Consider the following 12881-nt stretch of genomic DNA (forward strand, 5'->3'; position numbering starts at 1 on the left):
CACATGTCCGACGACGGGACCAGCCGACACGGCCAGCACGCCCTCGACCAACAGGACGACGACCTCGACCGGGTGTTCGGTCCCGAGACGGCGAGCGTCCCGACCCGCACCCGGGCGCGCACCTGGTTCATCATCGGCGGGAGTGTCCTGGCGGTCGCCGCGGTCATCGCCGTGGTGCTCGGCTCGATCATCGGCAGTGTCCAGAACGGCATCGGTGGGGTCTTCCCGCGGCCGGACGTCGCGCTCGACCGGTTCGACGAGCGGGTGAGTGCCCTGCCCGGCGTCACCGACGTGCGGCACCACACGCCGTCGAAGACCGCGTTCGCCAGCTACGACGCCGTCGCCACCGTCCGCGCCGACCCCACGCTCGACACCGCGGCGCGGGGTGACCTGGTGGCCGCCATCAGTCGGGCTGCCGACGAGTCGGGCGGCAACGGCGTCCGGGTCGTCGTGATCGCCGACCTCGGCAACCTGGAGATCGGCGTCACCGGTGCCGGCGAGGTCGCGGCGAAGCGCCTGGCGCTGGCGGACACGCTCGACCACATCGGCGGTGTCACCGAGGTCCGCTGCTCGTGGGAGCGCGGTGGTGACCCGTCCGACACCGCGGGCGACCAGTCCGTCGTCGTCCGGACCCCGGGTCGGGGTGCCGCGGTGCCGCCGATCGTGGCGCGGGCGACCCAGGAAACGCAGAAGGTGTTCCCCGGGGCGGACGTGCAGGTCATCGCGGCGAAGTGATCGGCGGAGGTCGCGGGGTGGGGCGCGGGCGACGTGGAACGACACCGTCGACGTCGTACGACATCGACATCGTCGTTCCGCATCGTCACCAACCGCGAGACCACCAACCGCGAGACCACACCAGCGCCAGCGCCAGCGCCATCCCTCAGCCCCGCCGGTCCCCCACGGCCCGCTCGACGGCCCGGACGACCTGCTCCGCCGAGTCCTGCCACCGGAACCGGCCGGCACGCTCGATCGACTGCCGCGAGGCCTCGTCCCACCGTTCCTCGACCCGCCGGACGGCCGCGGCGACGGCGGACGGCGACGCCGGGTCGAAGTACTCCGCAGCGGAGCCGCCGATCTCCCGGAAGATGGGGATGTCGCTGACGACGACCGGGGTCCCGACGCCCATCGCCTCGACGAGCGGGATGCCGAACCCCTCGTCGTACGACGCGGTCGCCAGCGCCGTGGCCGAACGGAGCACGGACAGGTACTCCTCGTCGGTGGCGCCGTCGTGGAACACGATCGCCCCAGCGGGCGCGAGCCCCTCGAGCCGTGCCCGGTCGGCGTCGGACACCCGCGACATGCAGTGCAGCGTCCAGCCCGCCCCCAGGAGCGGCAGCGCCGCCGCCAGGGTCTCGACGTTCTTGTACGGCATGAACGAGCCCATGTAGACGAGCGAGCGTCGACGTGGTGCTCCGGTCGACCGCGGTGTCGCCGGGTCGGCTGCGTTGTAGGCGACCGTCACGGGTCGCTTCGTCAGCCGGTGCTCCGTGATCAGCCCGGCGGTCGTCTCCGACACCGTCACCACCCCGTCCGCGCCGTTCAGCAGGAACCGCTGCGGTGCCCAGGACAGGTGGAACGCCCGCCAGCCGAGCCGCAGCGGCCACGAGAACTCCCGCGGGGGCGTGCGGTTGCGGTAGTAGATCAGGTCGTGCAGCGTCAGGACGAGCGCGTACCGACGGCCCCGCGACCCCATCGTCTGCATCGGCGAGAACACCGCGTCGAGCCCGAGCCGGTTGACACGCCGGGCGACGAGCGGCTCCCCCGCGTCCGTCGGTGCGGGCAGCAGCTCCCACGGCAGGTCGCTCGGCAGCGACTCGAGCTGGCGCTCGTCACTGACGAGCAGCACGTACTCGTGCCGGTCCGGCAGGTGCGCGACGACCCCGGCGGTGAACCGGCTGATGCCGTCGTGCCGACCGATCCGCACGTACCGGCAGTCGATGCCGATGCGCAGGCGCGTCACGACGCGTCCGCCGTCCGGGAGGCCCGCCCCGCCCCCGACGGTCGGCTGTCCGTCGTGGCCGCGCCGCGTCCAGGGCGTCCCTGGCGTCCGGTACGTCGGGTCGTGTCCGCCATCCGGCGGAGCACCGCCGCCGCGGCCGGAGCCGGCGTCTCGTAGTGCACCAGGTGGCCGACACCCGGGATCACGACGAGCTCGGCGTCACGCAGGCGCTCGGCGAGTGCGCGCTGTTCGGGGACGGCGGTGATGTCGTCGTGCTCGGCCGCGACGAGCAGCACGGGCACCTCGATCCGGTCCGCGTACTCGGAGACGTCGTGGGTGACCGAGGTGCGGAACGCTTCGAGCACGCTCGTGCGGTTCGCGAAGGCCGAGAAGTACCGGTCGTGCTGGTCGTGCACCCACCGGCGGACCGCGGGGTCGTGGGACTTCAGCATCGCGATGCTCATCGCCCGGACGATCGCGCCGTTCCGCAGGATCCCGAGCCCGATCGGCTTCGGCAGCACCGCGCCGGCGCGGTAGTACCCGATCGCGATCGCGGTCCCCACGGCACGTGGACCCTGCAGGGCCGGGGCGGCGATGGGGTTGACGAGGACGAGCAGTCGGGTGTCGAGCCCGGCGGCGACGGTGGCCGACACCACGATCGACCCGAACGAGTGCCCGAGCACCACGGTGTCGCGGCCGAGCCCGAGCGCGGCGTGGAACCCGACCAGCCAGGCCACGTACGCGTCGACGTCCGACACCGGCAGCGGATCGGACACGCCGAAGCCGGGCAGGTCGGGCACGATCACCCGCACACCCTGCAGGTGCGCCGCGATGGTCTCGAGGCCGTGGTGGTCCCCGCGGAACCCGTGCACGGCGAGCACGGTGCGATCCGCGTCCTCGGGCCCGTAGACCCAGTAGTGCGTGGTCCGGCCGTCGACCTGGACGGCCCGGTGCACGACCGGGGTGGCGGCCATCAACGACTGGTACGGGGAGAGCACGGGCGGTTGCATCCGCGCCAGTCTAGGGAGCGAACCGCACGAAACCCCGGACACCCGCAGCATCTCGCGCCTATCGTGTCCGGGGTGGGCCGTCGACCGGTCCGTCGATGACGACGAGGAGCACGGTGACCTTCACAGCCCCGATCCAGCTGCCCGGCCTGACGCTCGACCCGCAGTGGTACAAGCGCTCGGTCTTCTACGAGTGCATGATCCGGTCGTTCGTCGACTCCAACGGAGACGGCATCGGCGACATCCAGGGCGTGATCGGCAAGCTCGACTACCTGCAGTGGCTCGGCGTGGACGCCCTGTGGCTGCCGCCGTTCTTCCAGTCGCCGATGCGCGACGGCGGGTACGACATCGCCGACTACCGGGCGATCCTGCCGGAGTTCGGCACGCTCGACGACTTCCGCGAGCTCGTCACGAAGTCGCACGAGCGGAACATGCGCATCGTGATCGACATGGTGATCAACCACACCAGCGACCAGCACGAGTGGTTCCAGCAGTCCCGGGAGGACCCGGACGGCCCCTACGGCGACTTCTACGTCTGGCGGGACACCGACGAGGACTACTCGAACATCCGCATCATCTTCGTCGACACCGAGGAGTCCAACTGGACCTTCGACCCGGTCCGACGCCAGTTCTTCTTCCACCGCTTCTTCTCGCACCAGCCCGACCTGAACTTCGAGAACCCCGCGGTCATCGAGGCGATCTACGACGTCGTCCGGCACTGGCTCGACATGGGCGTCGACGGGCTCCGGCTCGACGCGATCCCCTACCTGTTCGAGTCCGAGGAGGGCAACGGCGAGGGCGAGCCGGAGACCCACGAGTTCATCAAGAAGCTCCGCGCCATGGTCGACGACGAGTACCCCGGCCGCGTGCTCCTGGCCGAGGCGAACCAGTGGCCGCGCGAGACGGCGGCGTTCTTCGGGACCGACGAGGAGCCCGAGTGCCACATGGCGTTCGACTTCCCGGTGATGCCGCGCATCTTCTACTCGCTCCGTGCCCAGCACGCCGCCGAGCTCAAGGCGATCCTGTCCGAGACCCTCGACGTGCCGGCCAGCGCGGCGTGGGGTGTCTTCCTCCGCAACCACGACGAGCTCACGCTCGAGATGGTGAGCGAGGAGTACCGGCAGGCGATGTACGGCTGGTACGGCTACGACCCGCGGATGCGCTCGAACATCGGTATCCGCCGACGCCTCGCTCCCCTGCTCGACAACTCGCGCGCGGAGCTCGAGCTCATCCACGCGCTGCTGTTCTCGCTGCCCGGATCGCCGTTCCTGTACTACGGCGACGAGATCGGGATGGGCGACAACATCTGGCTGCCGGACCGCGACTCCTCGCGCACGCCGATGCAGTGGACGCCGGACCGCAACGCCGGCTTCTCCACCGCCGACCCGGGCAAGCTCTACCTGCCCGTCGTCCAGTCGCTCGTGTACAACTACGCGCAGGTCAACGTCGAGGCGCAGCTCGCCCAGTCGCGCTCGCTGCTGCACTGGGTCCGGAACGTCATCCACACGCGCAAGGCCCACCCGGTGTTCGGCCTCGGGTCCCTGCACGTGCAGGAGACCTCAAACGACTCGGTCCTCGCCTTCGTCCGCTCGTGGGAGGGCTCCGGCCAGCAGTTCGGCCCGTCCGCCGAGGACGTCCTCTGCGTGTTCTCGTTCGCGACGAACCCGACCTCGGTCACGGTGTCCGCTCCGGAGTTCGCGGGGCGTCCGCTCTACGACCTGTTCGGCGGCGGTTCGTTCCCGTCCTTCGACGAGGACGGCAACGTGACGCTGACCATGGGCACGCAGTCGTTCTACTGGCTGCACGTCGGCGCGCCGACCCGGTAGTCGGGGGTGTCGGTGCGTCCCGTTAGCCTGACCGCGTGACGTTCCCCACAGCACAGCTCGACGCGCCCGCTCCGTCCCAGGACCTCACGGGTCGCCCCTGGTGGCACGCGCTGGGCGTCTTCGACCTCGAGACCACCGGGGTCGACGTCGAGACGGCCCGCATCGTCACCGCCCACGTCGGCCTCATCGACATGACCGGGGCCTCCATCGTCGAGGGTGCGTGGATCGCCGACCCCGGCGTGCCGATCCCCGAGGGCGCTGCCGCCGTGCACGGGTACACCACCGAGCGTGCCCAGGCCGAGGGTCGTCCCGCGGCCGAGGTCGTGGCCGAGATCATCGCCGCGATCGAGGCCGTGTTCGCCCGGGGCATCCCCCTGGTGATCTACAACGCCCCGTACGACCTCACCGTCCTCGACCGCGAGGCGAAGCGGCACGGGTTCGCCTCCCCCGTCATCGGCAACGTCGTCGACCCGCTGGTGATCGACAAGGCGCTCGACACCTTCCGCAAGGGCAAGCGCACGCTCGAAGCCGCCTCCGAGCTCTACGGCGTCACGCTCGACGACGCCCACGACGCCGGAGCCGACGCGATCGCTGCCGGGCGTGTCGCCCAGGCCATCGCGGGCAAGTACCCGGACGAGCTCGGCATCTCCGCCGAGGAACTCCACCGCAAGCAGGTCGGCTGGTGTGCCGAGCAGGCCACCTCGTTCCAGGACTACATGCGCAAGAAGCGCGACCCGAACTTCACCGCCGACGGCCGCTGGCCGCACCGCAACGGCGCCTGACCCCGCACAGCCCCCGCAAGACACCGGTGTTCGCGCGCCGAACACCCGCAGAACGCGGCGTGACGCGCGAACACCGGTGTCTTGCGTCCAGGGCCCACGACCGCACAACGCGAACGGGCGGCCCTCCCGGAGGAGGACCGCCCGTGGGCGTTGCGTGGGGGCTGCTTACTTGCTGAAGCCCTTGAAGCGCTGGTTGAACTTCTCGACGCGACCGGCCGAGTCGAGGATGCGCTGCTTGCCCGTGTAGAACGGGTGCGAAGCGGACGAGATCTCGACGTCGATGACCGGGTAGGTCGCACCGTCGAGCTCGATGGTCTTGTCGCTGTTCGCGGTCGAACGCGTCAGGAACGTCTCACCGGAGGCCAGGTCGCGGAAGACGATGGCGCGGTACTCGGGGTGGGTGTCGGTCTTCATGGAGATTCCTCGATAGCGGTGATGGGATTGCGCGAACTGCGCGGGAAGTCGTCGGCTTGCGCCAGCCGTCCACGATACCAGAGAGACGGCGGGATCGCAGCGCTACGCGGCGCGTGCCGTGTAGCGACCGGCGTCCTTGGTGACCGAGAGGTCGACGCCGAACGCCTCGGTCAGGGTCTGGTCCGTCAGGACCTCGTCGATGGGGCCGGCGGCCTGCACGTGGCCGTCGGCGAGGACGAGCGCGTGGGTGAAGCCCGCCGGGATCTCCTCGACGTGGTGGGTCACGATGACGATGGCCGGCGAGTCCGCGCTCTGGGCGTAGCCGCCGAGGGTGCGGACGAGGCTCTCGCGGGCGCCGAGGTCGAGTGACGCGGCCGGTTCGTCGAGGAACAGGATCTCCGGGTCGGTCATCACGGCACGGGCGATCTGCACGCGCTTCTGCTCGCCGTCGCTGAGGTCGCCGAACGTGCGGTCGGTGAAGGACCCCAGGCCCCACTCCTCGAGCACGCGCTGCGCACGGCGGACGTCGAGCTCCTCGTACTCCTCGTTCCAGCGACCCGTCACCGAGTACGCCGCCGTGAGCACGACGTCGATGACCTTCTCGGTCACCGGGATGCGACGTGCCAGCGCGGTCGACGCGAAGCCGATGCGCGGGCGGAGCTCGAACAGGTCGGCCCCGCCGAGTTCGGTGCCGAGCACCTCGACGTCGCCCGAGGTCGGGAACGTCTGGGCGCCGGCGACCTGCAGCAGCGTGGTCTTGCCGGCACCGTTCGCGCCGAGCACGACCCAGCGTTCGTCGTCCTGCACCTCCCACGAGATCGCGTCGAGGATGGTGGCCCCGTTGCGGACCACGGAGACGTCTGACAAGCGCACGACCGAGGGCATGCGACCAGCCTACGGGTTCTGGCCGAGCACCTGGTCGTAGACCTGCCGTGTCCTGGTGGCGATCGCGTCCCAGGTGAACTCGGTCTCGACACGGAGCCGTCCGGCGCGTCCCATGAGCTTCGCCAGCCCCTCGTCGGCGAGCACCTCGGTGAGGGTCGCGGCGAGGTCGGCCACGAAGCGGTCCGGGTCGGTCGGGGTCCCGGTGCCGTCCTGCACCTGGTCGATCGGGACGATGCGGCCGGTGAGCCCGTCGGCGACGACCTCGGGGATGCCGCCGGTGCCGGTGCCGACGACCGGGATGCCGCACGCCATCGCCTCGAGGTTCACGATGCCGAGCGGCTCGTAGACCGACGGGCACACGAACACGGTGCCCGAGGACAGCACGTTCACGATCTCCTGGTGCGCGAGCATCCGGTCGATCCAGACGACGCCCTCGCGGTCGGCCCGGAGCCCGTCGACGAGCTCGGTGACCTCGGCCAGGATCTCGGGGGTGTCCGGCGCGCCGGCGCACAGCACGATCTGCACGTCCGACGGCAGCGACGCCACGGCACGGAGCAGGTACGGCAGGCCCTTCTGCCGGGTGATGCGTCCGACGAACACGACGCTCGGGCGCGTCGGGTCGATGCCGAGGGCGCGCACGGCGTCCTCGTCGACGGTCGGCTTCCAGGCGTCGATGTCGATGCCGTTGTAGACGACGTGCACCTTCGCCGGGTCGATCGACGGGTACGAGCGCAGGATGTCCGCACGCATGGCCCTCGAGACCGCGATGACGCCGTCGGCGTGTTCGAACGCCTCGCGCTCCATCCAGCTGGACAGGCGGTAGCCGCCGCCGAGCTGCTCGGCCTTCCACGGGCGGAGCGGCTCGAGGCTGTGGGCGGTGACGATGTGGGGGATGCCGTAGGTCAGCTGCGCGATCCGGCCTGCGGAGTTCGCGTACCAGGTGTGCGAGTGCACGAGGTCGGCACCCTCGACGTCGGCCGCGATGGCCACGTCGGTACCGAGGGCCTGCAGCGCACCGTTCGCCTGGCCGAGGCCGTCCGGGGTCCGGTAGCCCCACACGTCGGGTTCGTCACGGAAGGCCCCGAAGGCCCGGACACGGACTTCCGTGTCCGTCCCCGACCGCAACGCGGCGGTGAGTTCGGACACGTGGACACCCGCTCCGCCGTAGACCTCCGGCGGATACTCCCTGGTCAGCAGATCGACTCGCACTGGTTCAACGTAACCGGTTCCCAGTGCTGACGCCTACTGTGAGCGGCATGGCACCAAAGAAGGTCTTCGGCATCGTGCTCGCCGGCGGCGAGGGCAAACGACTCATGCCGCTCACGGCCGATCGCGCGAAGCCCGCCGTCCCGTTCGGCGGCAACTTCCGTCTCATCGACTTCGCACTGTCGAACCTGGTCAACTCCGGTCTGCAGAAGATCGTCGTCCTGACCCAGTACAAGTCGCACAGTCTCGACCGGCACGTCGCGGAGACGTGGCGCATGGAGGGGCTGCTCGGCTCCTACGTCGCGTCCGTCCCCGCGCAGCAGCGGCTCGGCAAGCGCTGGTTCGCCGGCTCGGCCGACGCGATCCTGCAGTCGCTCAACCTGCTGCGCGACGAACGCCCCGACATCGTCGTCGTCGTCGGTGCTGACCACGTGTACCGGATGGACTTCCACCAGATGGTCGAGGCGCACATCGCCTCCGGCCGCAGTGCCACGGTGGCGGCGATCCGTCAGCCGATCGGGCTCGCCGACCAGTTCGGCGTGATCCAGGTGGCCGACGACGACCCGTCGAAGATCGAGGCGTTCCTCGAGAAGCCGAAGGACGCCGTCGGACTGGCCGACTCCCCCGGCGAGATCCTGGCCTCGATGGGCAACTACGTGTTCAACGCGGACGCCCTCGTCGACGCGGTCCTGCGCGACGGCCAGCTCGAGACCTCGGCCCACGACATGGGCGGCGACATCGTCCCCGACTTCGTCAACCGCGGCGACGCTGGCGTGTACGACCTGCAGCGCAACGAGGTGCCCGGTTCCACCGACCGCGACAAGTACTACTGGCGCGACGTGGGCACCATCGACTCGTTCTTCGACGCCCACATGGACCTCATCGCGCCGGTCCCGGTCTTCAACCTGTACAACCAGGACTGGCCGATCTTCAACCAGCAGACGAACCTGCCGCCGGCGAAGTTCGTCCGCGACGCGAACGGCAACACCGGGTCCACGGTGGACTCGCTCGTGTCCCTCGGTTGCCTGGTGTCGGGTGCGCAGGTCGAACGCAGCATGATCGGGCCCTGGTGCTCGATCGACTCCGGCGCGAAGGTCCTCGACTCGATCGTGTTCGAGCGCGCCACCATCGGCGCGGGGGCGGTCGTCAACCGCGCCATCCTCGACAAGGACGTCGTCCTCGCGCCGGGTGCGCAGGTCGGCGTCGACCGAGAGGCCGACGAGGCACGCGGGTTCACCGTCACCGAGTCGGGCATCACCGTGGTCGGCAAGGGCGTCCGCGTCGACGCGTAGGCACGACGCGTAGGCACGACGAACAGGGCAAGCACCCGGGGCGCAGCCCCGGACGGACGGCCTGGAGGCACGGCTCGCGTCACGGACGCGGCCGTGCCCCCGTCAGTCGGTACCGTTGGTGCGTGCCCCGCTTCCTCGTCGTCCTCGATGCCGATTCCACCCTCCTCGAGGACGAGGTGATCGAACTGCTCGCCGACAGCGCCGGGACCCGGCCACAGGTGGCGGCGATCACGGAGCGCGCCATGCGCGGGGAACTCGACTTCGCCGAGAGCCTCCGGGAGCGGGTCGCGACCCTGGCGGGCCTCCAGGCAGACGTCTTCTCCCGCGCACAGCAGGCGGTCCGTGTGACGCGGGGCGCCGACCAGCTCGTCCGCGGGGTGCAGGCCGCCGGCGGCACCGTCGGCGTGGTGTCCGGCGGGTTCCACGAGGTGCTCGACCCGTTCGCCGAGCAGCTCGGTCTCGACCACTGCCGGGCGAACCGCCTCGAGGTCACCGACGGCGTGCTCACCGGCCGCGTGCTCGGCGACGTGGTCGACGCACACGCCAAGGCCGTCGCGCTCCGCGAGTGGGCGGACGCGGCCGGGGTCGACCCGGCACGGACGATCGCGATCGGCGACGGCGCGAACGACCTCGAGATGATGCGCGTCGCGGCGCTGTCGGTCGCGTTCGACGCGAAGCCGCGCGTGCGGGAGCAGGCGGACGTCGCGGTCGTCGACCGTGACCTGTCCGCCGTGCTCGCGACGCTCGGCCTGCGCGGCTGATCAGCCCGAGGGCTAGTGGCCCATCCCGAGGCCGCCGTCGACGGGGATGATCGCACCGGAGACGTACCCGGCGCCGTCGCTCGCCAGGAACAGCGTGGCGTCGGCGACGTCGTCGACCGTGCCGTAGCGGGCGGCCGGGATCGCCTTCTTGAACTCGGCCTGCAGCTCGTCGGAGAGCGCGGCGGTCATGTCCGTCTGGATGAAGCCGGGCGCCACGACGTTGGCGGTGATGCCGCGCGAGCCGAGCTCACGCGTGATCGACCGGGCCATGCCGACCAGTGCGGCCTTCGAGGACGCGTAGTTGACCTGGCCGATCTGGCCGTAGGCGCCCACGACGCTCGACATCAGCACGATGCGGCCGAACTTGGCCTTCATCATGCCCTTCGTGGCGCGCTTGACGACGCGGAAGGTGCCCGTGAGGTTCGTGTCGACCACGCTGGTGAAGTCGTCCTCGGACATGCGGAGGAGCAGCTGGTCGTTCGTGATGCCGGCGTTCGCGACGAGGACCTCGATCGGACCGAGCTCGGCCTCGACCTGCGTGAACGCGGCGTCGACGGAGGCCGTGTCGGTGATGTCGGCCTGCACCGTCAGCGCGCCCTCGGGACCACCCTGACCGCTGCGCGACGTCACGGCGACCCGGTGGCCGGCGGCGACGAACCGCTCGGCCAGCGCGTGGCCGATGCCGCGGTTGCCGCCGGTGATGAGGACGGTACGGGGGGTGCTCATGGTCGCTCCGTTCGGTGGGATCTGCTCGGCACGCGGTGCCGGGGACCCGGCGGACACGCCCGGACGAGCGTACCGGAGCGGACCACCCCGCCGGTTCGCGCGCGGCGCACCCACGATCGGTCCGGCGGGATTAGGCTTGACCACGGGTAGACGGAGACCATCTGTATGAAGAGCACGCACACGAGCATCACGTCGCTGCCGGACACACCGGAGCAGGACCGGGCGCACCGCCTGTCCCGCTACGTCTGGCAGATGGCCATCCGAGTGGTCCTCTTCATCTCCGCGGTGCTCGTGTACTCGATCTGGCACTCCTGGCTGGCGGTCATCCCGATCGTCCTGGCCGCGGTGATCCCCTGGGTCGCCGTCGTCATCGCGAACGCCGGCAGCCGGACCGAGAGCGACATGATCTCCCCCGCCGGGTCCATCGAGCTCTACGACGCCGTCGACCCGCGTCTCCGCGAACAGCAGGAGGACGCCCGGGCCCAGGCCTACCGCGACGAGCAGGACCGCCTCCGCCAGCAGGCGCAGCACGCGCAGGACGAGTGGCAGCGCAACGGCGACCGATCGAAGATGTGGGGACCCCGCTGATGGGTGCGACGTTCGACCTGCAGACCGAACCCGGTTCCACCCCGGTCTGCTCCCGCGCCGGCTGCGTGTCGACCGCCGGGTGGCGTGTGAACTGGCGCAACCCCCGGATCCACGCGATCGACCGCGTGAAGATCTGGGCCGCGTGCGAGGAGCACCGCGACTTCCTCGCCGACTACCTGCGCTCCCGCTCGTTCCCGGTGCGCGTCACCGGCATGCACGAGGACGTCGACCACCTCGACGACGAGCGCGAGTCGACCGCGGCGCCGAAGAACGACGTCGGGGTGCGCTCCACCGGCACCTCGCGATGACCGACGGCTTCGACCCGCAGTCCCGGTACGGCCGCAAGCACGCCGCCAAGCTGCAGCGCGCGTCCGCCGAGTCGGGTGCCGCGGCGCAGCAGCACGACCCCCGCGAACCGTTCGTCGGCTGGCGCTTCGTCCGGAGCCGCCGCTGGCTCGGCTACTTCGCGATCGCCGTCGCCTTCGCCGTCGTCTGCGCGCTGTTCGGCATGTGGCAGTGGGACCGCCGCAACGAGGCCGTCCGGCAGAACGAGCAGGTCGCGCAGAACTACGACCACACCCCCGTCCCCCTCGACCGGGCGCTGCCGAAGGCCTCGAGCTGGCAGGACGAGCAGGAGTGGCTCCGGGTCTCCGTGACCGGCCGCTACGACGTCGACGCGCAGCTGCTCGTGCGCAACCGCGTGCACAACGGGCAGCCCGGGTTCGAGGTCCTGACCCCCCTGGTCACGTCCGAGGGCCGCGCCTTCATCGTCGACCGCGGGTGGGTGCCGACCGGCAACGCCCAGGACGCGCCCGACCACGTGCCCGCTCCCCCGTCCGGCGAGGTCACCGCGATCGTCCGCCTGCAGCAGAGCGAACCGCGCATCCCCGGCCGCTCCGACCCGAAGGACACCGACCAGGTGCAGTCGGTCACGCTGGCCGACGTGGCGAACAAGGTCGAGGACCCGATCTGGACCGGCGCGTACGGGCAACTCGCCTCCGAGTCCCCCGCCCCGACCGAGGCCCGCCCGCTCGGCTGGGAGCGTCCGACCGCCGACACCGGGCTGCACCTGAGCTACTTCATCCAGTGGTTCCTGTTCGCCGCCGGCGGCTTCGGCTTCCTGGCGTACGTGATGGTGCAGGAGTACCGGAACCTCAACCAGGACGACCCCGAGGAGCGCGAGCGCGCCCTCGAGCGCGAACGCCGCAAGAACGCGAAGCCGAAGACCGACGCCGAGATCGAGGACGAGCTCATCGCGTCACGTCGCTGACGCGCTGGTGCTGTTCCGCAAGACGCCGTCGTCATCGCAACACGCCGCCGAACACGGCGGCGTCGCGCCGCTTTCGGGGCGTCTCGCCGACACGACGGCCTCTGACGTGCACGCGAACGCGACCCCACAGCGGACGGGAGGCCCGTGGCGGCGTCGCCACGGGCCTCCCGTCCGCCGGTCCCCAC

General features: G+C 70.8%; 14 protein-coding genes. 8 read left to right on the forward strand and 6 right to left on the reverse strand.

The window, feature by feature from the left end:
- Window positions 1–3 precede the first annotated feature (3 nt).
- Complete coding sequence (locus ABRP24_RS06210) at window positions 4–735, forward strand: hypothetical protein (protein ID WP_349849151.1); 732 nt, start codon at window positions 4–6, stop codon at window positions 733–735.
- Between the two features lie 145 nt (window positions 736–880).
- Here the strand turns inward: ABRP24_RS06210 and ABRP24_RS06215 are convergent, their stop codons facing one another.
- A complete protein-coding gene (locus ABRP24_RS06215) occupies window positions 881–1951 on the reverse strand; it encodes a glycosyltransferase family 1 protein (RefSeq protein ID WP_349849374.1) in 1071 nt (356 codons plus the stop codon).
- Between the two features lie 5 nt (window positions 1952–1956).
- Window positions 1957–2949, reverse strand: a complete 993-nt coding sequence (locus ABRP24_RS06220) for an alpha/beta hydrolase (RefSeq protein ID WP_349849149.1) — start codon at window positions 2947–2949, stop codon at window positions 1957–1959.
- A gap of 113 nt (window positions 2950–3062) precedes the next feature.
- Between ABRP24_RS06220 and treS the strand changes: the two genes are divergently transcribed.
- Window positions 3063–4772: a maltose alpha-D-glucosyltransferase gene (gene treS / locus ABRP24_RS06225; RefSeq protein WP_027465667.1), complete on the forward strand. Its 1710-nt coding sequence runs from the start codon at window positions 3063–3065 to the stop codon at window positions 4770–4772.
- Window positions 4773–4807: 35 nt separating this feature from the next.
- Window positions 4808–5554, forward strand: a complete 747-nt coding sequence (locus ABRP24_RS06230; RefSeq protein WP_027465668.1) for a 3'-5' exonuclease — start codon at window positions 4808–4810, stop codon at window positions 5552–5554.
- A 165-nt stretch (window positions 5555–5719) separates the two neighbouring features.
- On the opposite strand, the gene ABRP24_RS06235 is transcribed toward ABRP24_RS06230, so the two are convergent.
- From ABRP24_RS06235 to glgA, 3 genes are all read right to left on the reverse strand, one after another.
- Window positions 5720–5968 (reverse strand): type B 50S ribosomal protein L31, encoded by a 249-nt coding sequence (locus ABRP24_RS06235; protein WP_017887280.1) that lies wholly within the window; start codon window positions 5966–5968, stop codon window positions 5720–5722.
- Between the two features lie 102 nt (window positions 5969–6070).
- Entirely contained in the window at window positions 6071–6853 is a 783-nt protein-coding gene (locus ABRP24_RS06240; RefSeq protein WP_349849146.1) for an ABC transporter ATP-binding protein, read from the reverse strand.
- A 9-nt stretch (window positions 6854–6862) separates the two neighbouring features.
- A complete protein-coding gene (gene glgA, locus ABRP24_RS06245) occupies window positions 6863–8062 on the reverse strand; it encodes a glycogen synthase (RefSeq protein ID WP_259572467.1) in 1200 nt (399 codons plus the stop codon).
- Window positions 8063–8109: 47 nt separating this feature from the next.
- On the opposite strand from glgA, the gene ABRP24_RS06250 reads away from it, so the two are divergent.
- Window positions 8110–9351, forward strand: coding sequence for a glucose-1-phosphate adenylyltransferase (locus tag ABRP24_RS06250; protein ID WP_349849142.1), 1242 nt, complete (start codon window positions 8110–8112; stop codon window positions 9349–9351).
- Window positions 9352–9473: 122 nt separating this feature from the next.
- Entirely contained in the window at window positions 9474–10112 is a 639-nt protein-coding gene (gene serB, locus ABRP24_RS06255; protein ID WP_349849140.1) for a phosphoserine phosphatase SerB, read from the forward strand.
- Between the two features lie 12 nt (window positions 10113–10124).
- Here the strand turns inward: serB and fabG are convergent, their stop codons facing one another.
- Window positions 10125–10838, reverse strand: a complete 714-nt coding sequence (gene fabG / locus ABRP24_RS06260) for a 3-oxoacyl-ACP reductase FabG (RefSeq protein ID WP_027465673.1) — start codon at window positions 10836–10838, stop codon at window positions 10125–10127.
- A gap of 165 nt (window positions 10839–11003) precedes the next feature.
- Here fabG and ABRP24_RS06265 point away from each other — a divergent pair, with 165 nt between their 5' ends.
- From ABRP24_RS06265 to ABRP24_RS06275, 3 genes are read left to right on the forward strand one after another with little or no spacing between them, the layout of a single operon-like run.
- The gene (locus tag ABRP24_RS06265) at window positions 11004–11426 is read left to right on the forward strand and encodes a DUF3099 domain-containing protein (RefSeq protein ID WP_051596733.1); all 423 of its coding nucleotides are present in this window, start codon (window positions 11004–11006) and stop codon (window positions 11424–11426) included.
- Entirely contained in the window at window positions 11426–11734 is a 309-nt protein-coding gene (locus tag ABRP24_RS06270; protein ID WP_371830589.1) for a hypothetical protein, read from the forward strand. The genes ABRP24_RS06265 and ABRP24_RS06270 overlap by 1 nt, the downstream gene beginning before the upstream one ends.
- Window positions 11731–12696 (forward strand): SURF1 family protein, encoded by a 966-nt coding sequence (locus ABRP24_RS06275; RefSeq protein WP_214520329.1) that lies wholly within the window; start codon window positions 11731–11733, stop codon window positions 12694–12696. The genes ABRP24_RS06270 and ABRP24_RS06275 overlap by 4 nt, the downstream gene beginning before the upstream one ends.
- The last annotated feature ends 185 nt before the right edge of the window (window positions 12697–12881 follow it).

Origin of the sequence: Curtobacterium sp. WHRI 8282 (assembly GCF_040223925.2) — a bacterium.
Taxonomy (GTDB): Bacteria; Actinomycetota; Actinomycetes; order Actinomycetales; family Microbacteriaceae; genus Curtobacterium; species Curtobacterium flaccumfaciens.